The organism is Saccharothrix tamanrassetensis (assembly GCF_014203665.1).
Classification (GTDB): Bacteria; Actinomycetota; Actinomycetes; order Mycobacteriales; family Pseudonocardiaceae; genus Actinosynnema; species Actinosynnema tamanrassetense.
In genome coordinates this window covers 849,403-865,662 of sequence record NZ_JACHJN010000002.1, presented here as the reverse complement: position 1 = coordinate 865,662, position 16,260 = coordinate 849,403, and the positions used below count along the sequence as shown (strand labels likewise).

12 protein-coding genes and 1 riboswitch are annotated in these 16,260 nt (G+C 71.2%); of the genes, 8 read left to right on the top strand and 4 right to left on the bottom strand.

Annotated features, from left to right (window positions below; all coding sequences use genetic code 11):
* Positions 1–289 precede the first annotated feature (289 nt).
* Together FHS29_RS08980 and gcvH are read right to left on the bottom strand one after the other, a co-directional pair.
* Positions 290–1,654 (bottom strand): L-serine ammonia-lyase, encoded by a 1,365-nt coding sequence (locus tag FHS29_RS08980; RefSeq protein WP_184689923.1) that lies wholly within the window; start codon positions 1,652–1,654, stop codon positions 290–292.
* Between the two features lie 5 nt (positions 1,655–1,659).
* Positions 1,660–2,040: a glycine cleavage system protein GcvH gene (gene gcvH, locus FHS29_RS08975; RefSeq protein WP_184689921.1), complete on the bottom strand. Its 381-nt coding sequence runs from the start codon at positions 2,038–2,040 to the stop codon at positions 1,660–1,662.
* A 146-nt stretch (positions 2,041–2,186) separates the two neighbouring features.
* Positions 2,187–2,277, bottom strand: a riboswitch (glycine riboswitch).
* 308 nt (positions 2,278–2,585) lie between these two features.
* Here gcvH and ald point away from each other — a divergent pair.
* The 7 genes from ald (at position 2,586) to FHS29_RS38455 (ending at position 11,064) form a co-directional block, all read left to right on the top strand.
* The gene (ald, locus tag FHS29_RS08970) at positions 2,586–3,692 is read left to right on the top strand and encodes an alanine dehydrogenase (protein ID WP_184689920.1); all 1,107 of its coding nucleotides are present in this window, start codon (positions 2,586–2,588) and stop codon (positions 3,690–3,692) included.
* 360 nt (positions 3,693–4,052) lie between these two features.
* Entirely contained in the window at positions 4,053–4,235 is a 183-nt protein-coding gene (locus FHS29_RS08965; RefSeq protein WP_041315353.1) for a hypothetical protein, read from the top strand.
* A 1-nt stretch (position 4,236) separates the two neighbouring features.
* Entirely contained in the window at positions 4,237–4,626 is a 390-nt protein-coding gene (locus tag FHS29_RS08960) for a hypothetical protein (RefSeq protein WP_184689918.1), read from the top strand.
* A gap of 46 nt (positions 4,627–4,672) precedes the next feature.
* The gene (locus FHS29_RS08955) at positions 4,673–5,992 is read left to right on the top strand and encodes an ABC transporter ATP-binding protein (RefSeq protein WP_184689917.1); all 1,320 of its coding nucleotides are present in this window, start codon (positions 4,673–4,675) and stop codon (positions 5,990–5,992) included.
* A complete protein-coding gene (locus FHS29_RS08950) occupies positions 5,992–6,867 on the top strand; it encodes an ABC-2 transporter permease (protein WP_184689910.1) in 876 nt (291 codons plus the stop codon). Before FHS29_RS08955 ends, FHS29_RS08950 begins: the two co-directional genes overlap by 1 nt.
* A gap of 94 nt (positions 6,868–6,961) precedes the next feature.
* Positions 6,962–10,783, top strand: a complete 3,822-nt coding sequence (locus FHS29_RS08945) for an ABC transporter ATP-binding protein (protein WP_184689908.1) — start codon at positions 6,962–6,964, stop codon at positions 10,781–10,783.
* Positions 10,780–11,064 (top strand): pentapeptide repeat-containing protein, encoded by a 285-nt coding sequence (locus FHS29_RS38455; protein ID WP_376774401.1) that lies wholly within the window; start codon positions 10,780–10,782, stop codon positions 11,062–11,064. The genes FHS29_RS08945 and FHS29_RS38455 overlap by 4 nt, the downstream gene beginning before the upstream one ends.
* A 177-nt stretch (positions 11,065–11,241) precedes the next feature.
* Here the strand turns inward: FHS29_RS38455 and FHS29_RS08940 are convergent, their stop codons facing one another.
* Together FHS29_RS08940 and FHS29_RS08935 are read right to left on the bottom strand one after the other, a co-directional pair.
* Positions 11,242–11,733 (bottom strand): SRPBCC family protein, encoded by a 492-nt coding sequence (locus tag FHS29_RS08940; RefSeq protein WP_184689907.1) that lies wholly within the window; start codon positions 11,731–11,733, stop codon positions 11,242–11,244.
* Positions 11,730–12,152 carry an ArsR/SmtB family transcription factor gene (locus FHS29_RS08935; RefSeq protein WP_221455508.1) on the bottom strand — a complete coding sequence of 141 codons (423 nt, stop codon included), beginning with the start codon at positions 12,150–12,152 and terminating at the stop codon, positions 11,730–11,732. Before FHS29_RS08935 ends, FHS29_RS08940 begins: the two co-directional genes overlap by 4 nt.
* A 420-nt stretch (positions 12,153–12,572) precedes the next feature.
* Here FHS29_RS08935 and FHS29_RS08930 point away from each other — a divergent pair, with 420 nt between their 5' ends.
* Positions 12,573–16,259, top strand: a complete 3,687-nt coding sequence (locus FHS29_RS08930; protein ID WP_184689904.1) for a multifunctional oxoglutarate decarboxylase/oxoglutarate dehydrogenase thiamine pyrophosphate-binding subunit/dihydrolipoyllysine-residue succinyltransferase subunit — start codon at positions 12,573–12,575, stop codon at positions 16,257–16,259.
* The last annotated feature ends 1 nt before the right edge of the window (position 16,260 follow it).

Sequence of the window (16,260 nt, the reverse complement as noted above, 5' to 3'; positions counted from 1 at the left end):
ACCGAGTTGATCGTGAGGACCTGTCGAGACCGCGCGCGTCCTGGCCGGTCGGGTCCGGGTGCGGGGTCGACGAGATGACCTCAGCGGGCCGTGGCCTGATCACGACCTACAGTCGGGCCAACGGTTCTCGTCCTCCTGGTTCGCGCTCTCCCCCGAGTACCTTCGGTACACCGAAACGTCGTCCCGCCATACGCCCGGGGCACCCCGCCGGAGTAGGCCGTGCGGGCGGAGTCCATGACCCACCTGCCGAGGAACGGCCGGACGTGCTCGGTCATGGACCCCACCGCGGTCAGCACTCGATGACGTTGACGGCCAAGCCGCCGCGCGCCGTTTCCTTGTACTTGACCTTCATGTCCTTGCCGGTCTCGCGCATGGTCTTGATGACCTTGTCCAGCGACACGAAGTGCGATCCGTCGCCGCGCAACGCCATCCGCGCCGCGGTGATCGCCTTGATCGACGCCAGCGCGTTGCGCTCGATGCAGGGGATCTGCACCAGCCCGCCGATGGGGTCGCACGTCAGCCCGAGGTTGTGCTCCATGGCGATCTCGGCCGCGTTCTCCACCTGCTCCGGCGTCCCGCCCAGCACCTCGGCCAGCCCCCCGGCGGCCATCGAGCACGCCGAGCCGACCTCGCCCTGGCACCCGACCTCGGCACCGGAGATCGACGCGTTCTCCTTGAACAGCACGCCGACCGCACCGGCGGTCAGCAGGAACCGCACCACGCCGTCGTCCGAAGCGCCCGGCACGAAACGGGTGTAGTAGTGCAGCACGGCCGGCACGATCCCGGCCGCCCCGTTGGTCGGCGCGGTCACCACCCGCCCGCCGGCGGCGTTCTCCTCGTTGACGGCCAACGCGAACAGCGTCACCCAGTCCATCACCCGCAGCGGGTCGGTGGCGTAGTGCTCGGCCGCGAGCCGTTGCCGCATCTCGGCCGCGCGCCGCCGGACCTTCAGCCCTCCCGGCAGCACACCGTCCTGGTTGCAGCCGCGCTCGACGCACTCCTGCATCACGCCCCAGATGCGCAGCAGCTCCGACCGCACCTCCGCCTCGGGCCGCCACGAGGTCTCGTTCGCCAGCATGACCTCGCTGATGGACAGCCCGGTCTCCCTGGTGCGGGCCAGCAGTTCGTCACCGGTCTTGAACGGGTAGGCGATCGGTGTCTCGTCGGCCTTGATCCGGTCCGTGCCGGTCGCGTTCTCGTCCACCACGAAGCCACCGCCGACCGAGTAGTACACGGCCTCGTCGACGACGTCCGCGCCGTGGTACGCCGCGAAGCTCATCCCGTTGGGGTGCAGCGGGAGCGACTTGCGGCGGTGCATGACGAGGTCGGTGTCCTCGGTGAACGGGACCTCCTTCACGCCACCGAGCACCAGCCGGTCGGTCGCCCGGATCTCCGCCACGCGCCGGTCGGCGGTCACCGGGTCGACGTCCTCCGGCTTGTGGCCCTCCAGACCCAGCAGCACGGCCTTGGGGCTGCCGTGGCCGTGCCCGGTAGCGCCCAGGGAGCCGAACAGCTGGACGTGCACCCGGTCCACCGACGCCACCCGGTCGCCCAGCCGCGCGACGAACATCGTCGCCGCGCGCATGGGACCGACCGTGTGCGAGCTCGACGGCCCGATGCCGATGGAGAACAGGTCGAAGACGCTGATCGCCACGGCGCTCAGTCCCCGGTCAGTTCCGCGTACTTGGCGGCCGTCAGCAGGCCCGACGCGTCCTCCACGGCCACCTTGAACAGCCAGCCCGCGCCGTACGGGTCGTTGTTGATCAGCGACGGGTCGTCCGCCGCCGCCGCGTTGACCTCCACCACCTCGCCGCTGACCGGCGCGTACAGGTCGCTCACCGACTTGGTGGACTCCAGTTCGCCGCACACGTCGCCGGACTTCACGCGGTCACCCACGGCGGGCAACTGGACGAACACGATGTCGCCGAGGGACTCCGCCGCGTAGGACGTGATGCCGATCGCCACGGGGTCCTGGGTACCCGGGGTCCAGTCGACCCACTCGTGCTCAGGGGTGTACAGCAGGTTGTCCGGAAAGGTCACTTCGTCAGCTCCTCGGGTGCACGCCGGCCAGGTCCCCTCTCTGTCCTGGGACCTGAGAGCTTCGCCGCGCCGCCACGACGGCTGTGCCGTCGATCGGACCCGGCTTGCACCGTGGGTGCGCGCGTGAGCACGCTTTCCAGAGTCGCCTCGCCCGAGCGGTTCTCGTTGCCTGAGAGTGTGCGGGGTACTTGCTCCTTCGGCGCTCCAGACCACTGGAGACTCTCCCGCTCGGGTTCCGGTGTCAGGTGACACCGCGGCCGATGTTCAGTTGGGCGAACGCCAGCAAGCTAAGTCCCCGGCGGGACGGGTGTCAACGCGGGTCCAGGGAGTCCGGGCCCCTCGGCCGTCGCCCGGTCGGACGAGCGGCCGCTGTCCGACCGGGAGAGGGGCCGCTGCCCGATCGGGCAAGGGTCGTTGCCCGACTGGGCGGGGGGTCGTTGTCCGGTCGGCACAACCGCACCCCGCCGTGTTCGTGCCGCGGGCACGATGACAGTCGGATGGCCGTACCGGACCTTTGGGCGTAACAACGGCCGAAGGAGCCCACCGTGCGGATCTCAGTTCCCCGCGAGGTCAAGAACCACGAATACCGCGTCGCGCTGACCCCGGCGGGCGCCCACGAGCTCACCCTGCGCGGTCACGACGTGTTCGTGGAGGCGGGCGCGGGTCTGGGCTCCGCGATCACCGACGAGGAGTACCTGGCCGCCGGTGCGAAGATCCTGGCCAAGGCCGAGGACGTGTGGGCCGAGGGCGACCTGGTGCTCAAAGTCAAGGAGCCGATCGCGCAGGAGTACCCGCTGCTGCGCAAGGGCCAGACGCTGTTCACCTACCTGCACCTGGCCGCCGACCAGCCGCTGACGCAGGCCCTGCTGGACTCCGGCACCACCGCGATCGCCTACGAGACCGTGCAGACCCCGAACGGCGCGCTGCCGCTGCTCGCCCCGATGTCCGAGGTCGCGGGTCGGCTGGCGCCCCAGGTCGGCGCGTTCTCGCTGATGAAGCCGTCCGGCGGGCGGGGCGTGCTGCCCGGCGGCGTGCCCGGCGTGCACCCGGCGCGGGTGGTCGTGATCGGCGGCGGCGTGGCGGGCCTGAACGCGGCCACCATCGCGGTCGGCCTGGGCGCGGACGTCGAGATCCTGGACACCAACGTCGACCGGCTGCGCCACATCGACGCCCTCTACCGGGGGCAGCTGCGCACCGTCACGTCCAACCGCTACTCGGTGGAGCAGGCCGTGCGGGACGCGGACCTGGTGATCGGCGCGGTGCTGGTGCCCGGCGCGAAGGCGCCCAAGCTGGTCAGCAACGAGCTGGTGGCGCAGATGAAGCCCGGCTCGGTGCTGGTCGACATCGCGATCGACCAGGGCGGCTGCTTCGCCGACTCCCGGCCCACCACCCACGCCGACCCCACCTACCCGGTGCACGAGTCGGTCTTCTACTGCGTGGCGAACATGCCCGGCGCGGTGCCGCGCACGTCCACCTACGCGCTGACCAACGTGACGCTGCCGTACGCCGTGGCGCTGGCCGACAAGGGCTGGCAGGCGGCGCTGCGCGCGGACAGGTCGCTGGCGCTGGGCCTGAACACGCACGACGGTCTGCTGACCAACCTGCCGGTCGCCGAGGCCCACGGCCTCACCCACACTCCGCTCGAAGTCTGAGCCGGCAGGAAGAAGGGGCGTCCACCGCGGCCGGTGGGCGCCCCTTCTCGCACGTCAGGGCAAAGAAAGGCGGCCCGCTCAACCAGCCTGGGGGTCACTGGGAGCGGGCCGCACGGCCAATCTTAGCCGGGTTCCGGTGGCCGTGCCCAGCCACCCCGCCCACTTGGCGCACAGATCTTTACCTTTCGGACCACTCGCTGTGCCCGGCCTCAAGCAAACGAGTGAATTCACCGCGTAACAGGTAAGTCACGACGCCCGGTCGGCCGATGGACAGAGCGGGCCCCGCCGCCGCACCGCGGGTTCACCCGCCCCTCGCGTGGCGTTGCCCACGCGCCGCCGTCACCTCCGATCGGAGCGCACATGGCTGAACCACAGGGCTGGATCGACTGTCACGACCCGTTCGGCAGGGACCGGTCGATGACCGTGCTGGTGGAGGACGACCGGGTACTGCTGGTCGCCCCACCCGGCGAATCCGCTGTGATGTCCGTCACGCAGACCCGCAGGCTGCACCGCCTGCTGGACCAAGCCGCCGACAGGATGTGACGTGGACGAGTCACTGCGCGCCGCCGTGCTGCGCCGGCTGTCCCAGCTCGAAGAAGTCGCCGAACGCGGCGCGGCCGAGGCGCTGGTGCCGCTGGCCCGCGCGGAGATCCACCGGCTCGCGGACGGCTGGCGACTGCTGCTCACGGTGCACCAGCCCGATTCCGACGGTCGCTGCCGCGCCTGCCCCGGCGTGCTGCGGCACAAGAAGTGGCCCTGCCAGGTGTGGACGATGGCGCACCAGCACCTGCTCGGCGACGGCCTGCCGCACCGGGAACGGCGGCGCCCGCTGCGCAAGCCGTTCAGCCGGCCGTCGGACGCGCAGCCCACCTCCGAGGCGACCACCGAGATACCCGCCGTGGTGTCGAAACCGCGACACGCCCTACCCGACTGACCCTCCTAGGGCAGGATGGCGCCCGAAGAGCATTCGGGAGGGACGCGTGCACGACGGCAGTGGCCGCATCGTGGTGCAGAACTTGACCAAGCAGTTCGGTCCGGTGGCAGCGGTGCAGAATCTCAGCTTCACGGTGGAACCGGGGTCGGTGACCGGCTTCCTCGGTCCCAACGGGGCGGGCAAGACGACGACGCTGCGCATGTTGCTCGGCCTGGTCACGCCCACGGCGGGCATCGGTCTGATCAACGGCAGGCCGTTCCACCAGCTCGGCAACCCGGCGCGGGTGGTCGGCGCGGTGCTGGAGGCGCAGGGCTTCCACCCGAAGCGCTCGGCGCGCAACCACCTGCGGGTGTACGCGGCGGCGATCGGCGTGCCGGACTCGCGGGCCGACCAGGTGCTGCAGCTGGTGGGCCTGGGCGCGGCGGGCGACCGCCGGGCGGGCGGGTTCTCGCTCGGCATGAAGCAGCGGCTGGCGCTGGCCACCGCGCTGCTCGGCGACCCGCAGGTGCTGGTGCTGGACGAGCCCTCCAACGGCCTGGACCCCGAGGGCATCGCGTGGCTGCGGTCGTTCCTCCAGTCCTACGCCCGCAGCGGGCGCACGGTGCTGATCTCCAGCCACCTGCTGGCCGAGGTCGAGCAGACGGTGGACCAGGTGGTGATCATCTCGCGCGGCCAGACCATGTACTACGGGCCGCTGGACAACCTGCGCGACCAGCAGCAGAGCCGCGTGCTGGTGCAGCCGTCGGACACGACCGCGCTAGTCGCGGCGTTGCAGGCGGACGGCATCACGGCGATCGAGCAGGTGCCGGACGGGCGGATCGCGGTCTCCGGGGTGGAGGCCAGGCAGGTCGCCGACACCGCGTTGAAGGCGGGCGTGTCGATCTACGGCATCCAGGAGGAGAAGGCCGACCTGGAGCAGCTGTTCTTCCGGCTGACCAACGGCCAGTACACCGCCTCCGGCCCGAACCAGTACTCCGGTCCGCAGGGCCCGCAGCAGCCGCCGGTGCCGCAGGGCAGTGGCTACTACGCGCCGCCGCCGGGCTACCAGCAGCCGTACCAGCAGACCGGCCCGCAGCCGGTGCAGCCGGGCTACCAGGCATCGCCGCCACCGGGCTTCCCGCAGCCGCCCGGTTACCAGCAGCCGGGCTACCAACAGCCCGGCTACCAGCAGCCGGGTCACCAGCAGCCTGATCCTTCGGCGTTCCAGCCCGGCTACCAGCAGCAGCCCGACCAGTCGGGCTACCAGCAACCGGTGCACCAACAGCCCGGTCAGCAGCAGCCCGCTCCCCCGCCACCCGGCTACCAGGACCCGCCATCGGGTTACCAGCAGGGGCAGGGCCAGGGCGGTCTGGGGGGCGGTGCGTGATGCTGGGCAACCTGATCAAGGCGGAATTCCGCAAGACGACCACCACGGGCCTGTGGTGGGGCCTGATGATCCCGACCGTGCTGATCGCCCTGGGCTGGGCGCTGGGCACCGGGTTCGTCGGCAAGAACATCATGGACGCGGTCAGCGGCAGGGAGGCCGAGGAGCTGACCCGGATCCTCGGCATCGACCCGTCGCAGTGGCAGGTCGCGCTGTTCGGGATGGCGCGCAGCATCAACATCGCGACCGTCTTCCCGATGATCTTCGGCGGGCTGGCGATCTCCAACGAGATCAACCGCAAGACCATCACCACCACCTTCCTGACCTCGCCGAACCGGGTCTCCGCGCTGAGCTCGAAGCTGATCGTCTACGTGCTGTGGGGTGCGATCTACGGCCTGGCGATCGTGGCGGCGGTGAGCATCGGCGTCGCGCTCACCTCGGACGCCAGCGCGCTGCCGTCGGCGGGCGGCTGGCTGGCGCTGGCCGGCGTGGGCGTGCTGTCGTCGGTGCTGATGACGATGTTCGGCGTGGGCGTCGGCGCGCTGATGACCAGCCCGGTCGGCACCACCGTGGTGCTGGTGCTCTACATGCTGATCATCGAGAACGGCATCCAGCTGGTGGTCAGCACGCAGGGCCTGCCGGAGCTGATCGGCTTCCTGCCCAACGGCTCGGTGAACGGCCTGACCGGCTCGGTGGCGTCGTCGCTGTTCCTGTCCACGGCGGGCGTGGTGCCGGAGGACCTGGAGGACGTGCTGCGGGCCATCGCGGGCGCGCTGGGCGCGTTCGACTGGTGGCTCAGCGGGTTGATCTTCCTGGCCTGGACCGCGCTGTTCTTCCTGGGCGGCTGGGCCGTCACCCAGCGCAAGGACATCACCTGATCCGGCGAACCTCCACCGAGAGGACCGTCTCCTGAGATTTGGAGACGGTCCTCTCAGCTTTTGGACCCCGGCCGTGTCGGTGGACCGACCTAATGTGGATCCCGTGACGCAGACCCCCGGATGGATCCGCCGACTCGCCACGGCGTGCTGGAAGCACCGGTCGCTGGTGGTGTGGTCGGTGCTGGCCGCCGTCGTCGGGGTGGGCCTGCAGGCGGTCTCGCCGCTGCTGATCAAGCTCGCCGTGGACGACGCCGTGGCCGGCCGCACGGACCGCCTGACGCTGCTCGCGGCCGTCCTGGTGGGCCTGGAGCTGCTGACCTTCGGCACCGCGTTCGTGCGGCGCTTCCTGGGCGGTCGGCTGGCCGTCGACGTGCAGCACGACCTGCGGCAGGCGGTGTTCGGCGCGGTGCAGCGGCTGGACGGCCAGAAGCAGGACGCGCTGCGCACCGGCCAGGTGGTGTCCCGGTCGATCACCGACCTCCAGCTGGTCAACAGCCTGCTGTCGATGACACCGCTGGCGTTCGGCACGGTGGTGTTCGCGGTGGCCGCGCTGGTGGCGATGTTCTGGCTGTCCCCGCTGCTCACGGTGATCGCACTGGTGGTGGTGCCCGCGGTGGCGATCGTGGCCGCGCGCAGCCGGCTGACGCTGTTCCCGGCCACCTGGTCGGCGCAGCAGCGGGCGGCCGACGTGGCGCAGCACGTCGAGGAGACGGTCACCGGCGTGCGCGTGGTGAAGGGCTTCGGGCAGGAGGCGCGCGAGGTCTCCCGGCTGGAGTCGCGGGCCGAGTCGCTGTTCGCGGAACGGATGCGGGCCGCCCGGCTGGCGTCCCGGCCGACCGCGACGCTGACCGCGCTGCCGTTCGTCGGCCAGGTGGCGGTGCTGGCGCTGGGCGGCTGGCTGGCGCTGCGGGGCGAGGTGTCGCTGGGCACGTTCCTGGCGTTCGCGACCTACGTGGCGAACCTGGTCGGCCCCACCCGGCTGCTGTCCAGCCTGATGGTGACCGCGCAGCTGGCGCGCGCCGGCGTGGAGCGGGTGTACGAGCTGATCGACTCGCAGCCGGACGTGGTGGACGGCGCGCGGGACGTGCCCGCCGGGCCGGTGTCGGTGGAGCTGGACGGGGTGACGTTCGGCTACACGCGCAGCGAGCCGGTGCTGTCCGACGTGTCGCTGAAGATCGCGCCCGGCGAGACGGTGGCGGTCGTGGGCACCGCCGGTTCCGGCAAGTCGACGGTGTCGCTGCTGCTGCCCCGGTTCTACGACGTGCACGCGGGTGCGATCCGGGTCGGCGGGGTGGACGTCCGGGAGCTGCGGCTGGAGTCGCTGCGGCAGGCCGTGGGGGTGGTGTTCGAGGAGGCGTTCCTGTTCTCCGACACGGTCCGGGCGAACATCGCCTACGGCCTGCCGGACGCGTCGGACGAGCAGGTCGAGGCCGCCGCGCGGGCGGCCGAGGCGCACTCGTTCATCGCGGCGCTGCCCGACGGCTACGACACGGTGGTCGGCGAACGCGGCCTGACGCTGTCCGGCGGCCAGCGGCAGCGGGTGGCCCTGGCGCGGGCGCTGCTGTCCGATCCGCGCGTGCTGGTGCTGGACGACGCGACCTCGGCCGTGGACCCGGCGACGGAGGCGGCGATCCACCACACGCTGGCCGAGGTGACGGCGGCGCGCACGACGATCCTGATCGCGCACCGCCGGTCGTCGCTGACGCTGGCCGACCGGATCGCGGTGCTGGACGCGGGCGCGGTGGTCGACGTGGGCACGCACGACGAGCTGACCGAGCGCTGCCCGCTGTACCGGGAGCTGCTGGCCGGCCCCGGTGACGCGATCGAGCAGGTCGACCCGCGCGCGGACGCCGCCCTGGAGCCCGGCCCGGACGGCGTCACCCCGGAGCTGTGGCCGGTGTCCGACGAGGACGAGGTGGCGGTCCGCGCGGCGAACCGGGCGGTCAGCGCGTCCCGGGTCGCCAAGGGCGCCGGCCGGGGCACGTCCGCGCTGCTCGGCGGCACTCCGCCGACACCGGAGCTGATGGCGCGGGTGCGCGCCCTGCCGCCCGCCACGGAGGAACCGGACCTGCACGGGGAGGACCCGCGCGCGCCCGACCCGGGGTTCCGGCTGCGCACCCTGCTGCGCCCGGTGCGGTGGACCATGCTGGGCGTCGGGGGTCTGCTGCTGGTCGACTCGGCGCTCGCGGTCGTGCTGCCCAACCTGGTGCGGCTGGGCGTCGACCAGGGCGTGGTGGGCGGCGAGACGAGCCGGCTGTGGCTGGCGTCCGCGATCGGGCTGGTGCTGGTGGGCCTGGGCTGGGTGTCGGCGGCGGCCGGCGCGGTGGTGACGTCGCGGGTCGGCGAGCGCCTGCTGTACCTGCTGCGCGTGCGCAGCTACGCGCACCTGCAACGGCTCGGCCTGGACTACTACGAGCGCGAGATGGCCGGCCGGATCATGACCCGGATGACGACGGACGTGGACGCGCTGTCGAGCTTCCTGCAGACCGGGCTGACCACGTTCGTGATCAGCGTGCTGACCGTGGCGGGCATCGCGGCGGCGCTGGTGGCCACCGACCCGTCGCTGGCCCTGGTGGCGCTGGCCGTGCTGCCCGTCCTGCTGGTCGCGACGGTGATCTTCCAGCGGCTGTCGTCCAAGGCGTACGCCGAGGCGCGGGAACGGGTCAGCGCGGTCAACGCCGACCTCCAGGAGAACGTGTCCGGGCTGCGCGTCTCGCAGGCCTACACGCGGGAGGCGCGGTCGGCGCAAGCGTTCGCGGCACGCAGCGACGCCTACCGGCGGTCCCGGATCAGGGCGCAGCGGTACATCGCGACCTACTTCCCGTTCCTGGCGCTGCTGTCCGGGGTGGCGCAGGCGGCGATCCTCGCGGTCGGCGCGTACCGGGTGGCCGAGGGCACCCTGTCGCCCGGTGTGCTGCTGGCGTTCGTGCTGTACCTGGGCCTGTTCTTCGCGCCGCTGTACCAGCTGTCCGGGGTGTTCGACGGCTACCAGCAGGCCCGCGTCGGCCTGGTCCGGATCGGCGACCTGCTGCGCACGCCGACCAGCGTGCCGCCCGCCGCCGACCCGGTGCCGGTGGCGCGGCTGCGCGGCGAGGTGGAGCTGCGGCACGTGACGTTCCGCTACCCCGGCACGTCACGTGCGGCGCTGGAGGACGTGACGCTGCACGTGGCCCCCGGCGAGACGGTCGCGTTGGTCGGCGAGACCGGCGCGGGCAAGTCGACGCTGGTCAAGCTGGTGGCGCGGTTCTACGACGCGACCGAGGGCGCGGTGCTGGTGGACGGCGTGGACGTGAAGTCCTACGACCTGTCGGCGTTCCGCCGGCGGCTGGGCGTGGTGCCGCAGGAGGCGCACCTGTTCGGCGGCGACGTCGCGGAGAACGTGGCCTACGGCAAGGAGTCGGCCACCGACGCCGAGGTCGAGCGGGCCGTGCGGGCGGTCGGCGCGCTGCCCGTGGTGGCGGCCCTGCCCGCCGCGTTCCACCAGCAGGTGGGCGAGCGCGGCCAGTCGCTGTCCGCCGGCCAGCGCCAACTCGTCGCCCTGGCCAGGGCCGAACTCGTGCAGCCGGACCTGCTGCTGCTGGACGAGGCGACCGCCGCGCTGGACCCGTCGACCGAGTCGGCGGTGCTGGCCGCGAGCGACCACCTGGCCGGCGCCCGGACGACGTTCGTGGTGGCCCACCGCCTGGCCACCGCCGCGCGGGCGGACCGGATCATCGTGCTCGACCAGGGCCGGATCGTCGAACAGGGCACGCACGCCGAGCTGCTGGCGGCAGGCGGCCACTACGCCCGGCTGTGGTCCCACAGCATCGGCGAGACCAGGGCCGAGACCGGACCCAAGACCGCGACCGCGACCGAGCCCGCGACCGGAGGTGAGCACGACCACCAAGCCGAGCACGCCGGCCGGCCGGGTCGCTGAGCCCGCCTTCCCCGACGGAACGGCGGAGGTGCAGGCCGGCTCGCACCACACCACACTGCACCACACCGCGCCATGCCTCGCTGCGCCATGCCTCGCTGCGCCATGCCCTGCTGCGCCATGCCCTGCTGCGCCATGCCCTGCTGCGCCATGCCCTGCTGCGCCATGCCCCGCCCTGCCGTGCCCGCCCCGCCGCGCCCGGCCACACCGCACCGCGCCTCCGCCACGCCGCTCCCGCCACAGCGCGCCGCACCGCGCCACGCCCATGCCACGCCCACCCCTAGCCACGCCGCGCCCCCGCCACGCCGCGCCCGGCCACACCGCACCCGGCCACACCGCTCCACACCGCGCCACGCCGCATCGCGCCAACGAGCCCGGCACGCCACTCACGGCGACCGGGCAGGTTGGTACCGGTTGATTCCGGACTTTTTCGGTTTTCGGACTACCGGTCCTGTTCCGGGCTACCGGTCCTGGCCCGCGAGCAGTTCGTCCAGTTGCTCGTAGCCCTCGGTGACGCCGGTGGACATGCCGCTGGCCATCGCGGCGTCGCGGCCTTCGACGGTCTCGAAGACGCTGACGCCGCGCAGCCGGGTCCGGCCGTCGCCGAGGTCCTCGAAGGTCAGCGTCTCCAGGCAGACCCCGTCCGGGAAGCCCTCGAAGGTGAACGTCTGCACGATCCGCTCGGCCGGCCGGACCTCGTGGAACGAGCCGTAGAACCCGTACTCGCCGCTCTCGTCCCGGTGCACGTACCGGTAGCCGCCGCCGGTCTCGGCCTCCCAGCGCAGGATGTCCATGGTGAGCCGACGCGGGCCGAGCCACTTCTTCACCAGTTCGGGCTCGACGTGCGCCCGGAACACGGCGGCCGGTGGTGCGTCGAACTCGCGCACGATCTCGATCGTGGGCAGTGCCGGGTCCGCCGTGATGGTGACCTCGTGGTGCGTGGTGGTGCTCATGACGCTTCTCCTCCTCGAACGTTCCGATCGTCCTGCGGGTCTTCCCGAGCCATCTGGTCTTCCCGAGCCATCTGGGCGAGCACCGCGTCCAGCCGCTGGTAGCGCTGCTCCGCCTCCCGCCGATACCGCTCGATCCACTTGGTCATCAGGTCGAACACCTCTGCTTCCAGGTGCACGGGCCTCCGCTGGGCCTGCCGACTCCGACTGACCAACCCGGCGTCCTCCAGCACCTTCAGGTGCTTGGACACCGCCTGCACGGTCACGGCGTAGGGCTCGGCCAACTCGTTGACCGTCGCGTCCGCGACCGCCAGCCGAGCCACCATGTCCCGTCGAATGGGGTCCGCCAACGCCGCAAACACCCGCGAAAGCCGGTCCTCCACTGCGATCTCCTTACTCAACCTCTCGGTTGAACAAACCATAGGACCCAGCCGGCGGCATTGTCAACCAAATCGTTGAACACGCAGGTAGCGACCACTTTCACGGCTGCGGGACCGGTCGGGGTAGGCGCCGCCCGAGGGGGACCGGCAACCGACGGACCGAGGTCCGAAGAAGCCGGACCACACCCCGCGGGAGCTGGATCACACCCCCGAACGGGTTGTCCGGTCGATGGGGCAAGCTGGTCGGCGAACCGGTCCACCGGCCGGCCGAACGAGACGGACCTGGGCTGATACCCCGAGAACAGGTCGAGCACCCCTGAAACGATCGATGTCCGGATCGATCCTGTGATCGAGCACTCGTTGCCCGGCCCCTCCTGTGTGTGAACTGCACCAGACGGGGGACTAGCCTGACCATGAGTGAGTCATTACCAAGAGCGAGATGGATAGAGGCGAGCGCAAGCCGTGTCCAGCAGCACTCCTGCTTCGCAGTTCGGCCCCAATGAGTGGCTGGTCGAGGAGATGTACGAGCAGTTCCTCGCCGACCCGTCGTCCGTCGACCCGGCCTGGCACGACTTCTTCGCCGACTACAAGTCGACGCAGCGGTCCGGGAACGGGACGACCGCGGCCGCAGCGGAGAACAGCACCACGTCGACCGCAGCGCCGACCGCCACCGCGACCAAGCCGACCGCGCCGACCGCCGCCGTGACCAAGCAGCCGCCGGCGCCCAAGCCCGCGACGACGCTGCCGACGACCACGAACAAGCCGGCTCCCGCGCAGGCCGCCAAGGCCGCGCCGGTGCAGCCCGCCGCGGGCGAGGAGCAGAAGCAGCTCCGCGGCGCCGCCGCCGCCATCGCGAAGAACATGGAGCTGTCGCTCACCGTTCCGACCGCGACGAGCGTGCGCGCCGTGCCCGCCAAGCTGCTGGCCGACAACCGCATCGTGATCAACAACCACCTCAAGCGCACCCGCGGTGGCAAGGTCTCCTTCACCCACCTGATCGGCTACGCGGTGGTCCGGGCGCTCCAGGCGTACCCGAACATGAACCGGCACTTCGCCGACGTCAACGGCAAGCCGCACGTGGTCACGCCCGAGCACGTGAACTTCGGCCTGGCGATCGACCTGCCCGGCAAGGACGGCACCCGGTCGCTGGTGGTCGCCTCCATCAAGGGCTGCGAGAACATGACGTTCACGCAGTTCTGGCAGGCCTACGAGGACCTGATCCGCAAGGCCCGCGGCGGCTCGCTGACCACCGAGGACTTCTCCGGCACCACCATCTCGCTGACCAACCCCGGCACGATCGGCACGAACCACTCGGTGCCGCGGCTCACCGCCGGGCAGGGCGCGATCATCGGCGTCGGCGCGATGGAGTACCCCGCGCACTTCCAGGGCACCAGCGAGCAGGCCCTGGTCGAGATGGGTGTCAGCAAGATCATCACGCTGACCTCCACCTACGACCACCGCATCATCCAGGGCGCCGAGTCCGGCGAGTTCCTCAAGCGGATCCACCAGCTGCTGCTCGGCGAGGACGGCTTCTACGACGACGTCTTCACGTCGCTGCGGCTGCCGTACGAGCCGATCCGCTGGGTCGCCGACATCCCCGAGGGCGCGGTCGACAAGACCGCCCGGGTGATCGAGCTGATCGACGCGTTCCGCACCCGCGGCCACCTGATGGCCGACACCGACCCGCTGAACTACCGCCAGCGCAGCCACCGCGACCTGGACGTGCTCTCGCACGGGCTGACCCTGTGGGACCTGGACCGGGAGTTCCCGGTCGGCGGGTTCGCGGGCCAGGAGCGGATGAAGCTGCGGGACATCCTGGGCGTGCTGCGCAACTCGTACTGCCGCACGGTCGGCGTCGAGTACATGCACATCCTGGACCCGGAGGAGCGCCTCTGGATCCAGGAACGGGTCGAGGTGCCGCACGAGAAGCCGCCGGCCACCGTGCAGAAGTACATCCTGTCGAAGCTGAACGCGGCCGAGGCGTTCGAGACGTTCCTCCAGACCAAGTACGTCGGCCAGAAGCGGTTCTCGCTGGAAGGCGGCGAGACGGTCATCCCGCTGCTGGACGCGGTGCTGGACAAGGCCGCCGAGCACGAGCTGGACGAGGTCGTCATCGGCATGCCGCACCGCGGCCGGCTGAACGTGCTGGCGAACATCGTCGGCAAGCCGATCTCGCAGATCTTCCGGGAGTTCGAGGGCAACCTGGACCCCGGCCAGGCGCACGGCTCGGGTGACGTGAAGTACCACCTGGGCGCCGAGGGCAAGTACTTCCGGATGTTCGGCGACGGCGAGACCAAGGTGTCGCTGACCGCCAACCCGTCGCACCTGGAGGCCGTGGACCCGGTGCTGGAGGGCATCGTCCGGGCTAAGCAGGACACCCTGGACAAGGGCGGCGAGGGCTTCACCGTCCTGCCGGTCGCCCTGCACGGCGACGCGGCGTTCGCGGGCCAGGGCGTGGTGGCGGAGACGCTGAACCTGGCCCTGGTGCGCGGCTACCGCACCGGCGGCACGGTGCACGTGGTGGTGAACAACCAGGTCGGCTTCACCACCGCGCCGGAGAACTCGCGGTCGTCGAAGTACTCGACCGACGTGGCGAAGATGATCGGCGCGCCGGTCTTCCACGTGAACGGCGACGACCCGGAGGCGTGCTACTGGGTCGCGAAGCTGGCGGTGGACTACCGGCAGGCGTTCAACAAGGACGTCGTGATCGACATGGTCTGCTACCGCCGCCGCGGTCACAACGAGGGCGACGACCCGTCGATGACGCAGCCCGCGATGTACGACGTGATCGACACCAAGCGCTCGGTGCGCAAGACCTACACCGAGTCGCTGATCGGTCGCGGCGACATCTCGGTGGAGGAGGCCGAGAAGGCGCTCCAGGACTTCTCCTCGCAGCTGGAGCACGTCTTCAACGAGGTGCGCGAGCTGGAGAAGCACCCGATCAAGATGTCGCCGTCGATCGAGGAGGAGCAGCAGGTCCCCGCCAAGCTGCCCACCGGCATCGACCGCTCGGTGATCGAGAAGATCGCCGACGCGCACGTCGACCTGCCCGACGGGTTCACCCCGCACCCGCGGGTCAAGCCGGTGCTGGAGCGGCGCGCGAAGATGGCCCGCGAGGGCGGCATCGACTGGGCGTTCGCCGAGCTGCTGGCGTTCGGGTCGCTGGTGCTGGAGGGCCGCACGGTCCGCCTGGCGGGCCAGGACTCGCGGCGCGGCACGTTCGTGCAGCGGCACGCGACGCTGGTGGACCGCAAGAAGTCCGCCGAGTACACGCCGCTGCAGAACCTGTCCGAGGACCAGGGCAAGTTCATGGTCTACGACTCGGTGCTCTCCGAGTTCGCGGCGCTGGGCTTCGAGTACGGCTACTCGGTGGCCAACCCGGAAGCGCTGGTGCTGTGGGAGGCGCAGTTCGGCGACTTCGTCAACGGCGCGCAGCCGATCATCGACGAGTTCATCTCGTCCGGTGAGGCGAAGTGGGGCCAGGTCTCCGACGTCGTGCTGCTGCTGCCGCACGGCCACGAGGGCCAGGGCCCGGACCACACGTCGGGCCGCATCGAGCGCTTCCTCCAGCTGTGCGCGGAGGGCTCGATGACCATCGCGGTGCCGTCGACCCCGGCGAACTACTTCCACCTGCTGCGCCGGCACGCGCTGGACGGCGTGAACCGCCCGCTGGTGGTGTTCACCCCCAAGTCGATGCTGCGCCTGAAGGCGGCCACGTCGCCGGTCGAGCCGTTCGTGGAGGAGCGCTTCCACTCGGTGATCGACGACCCGACCCGGCCGGACGCGCAGGGCGTCACGAAGATCGTGCTGTGCAGCGGCAAGGTGTACTACGAACTCGCCGCCGAGCAGGAGAAGCGCGGCGTGAAGGACACCGCGGTGGTGCGGGTCGAGCAGCTCTACCCGGTGCCGGCCCGGAAGCTGACGGAGGCGCTGGAGCGCTACCCGAACGCGACCGAGGTCCGCTGGGTGCAGGAGGAGCCGGCCAACCAGGGCGCGTGGCCGTTCCTGGGCCTGGCGCTGCCCGAGCTGCTGCCGTCCCGGTTCGCCGTCAAGCGCGTCTCGCGGCGCCCGATGGCCGCCCCGTCGGCCGGTTCGTCCAAGGTGCACGAGGTGGAGCAGCGCGAGCTGATCGCGAAGGCGTTCGAGTAGC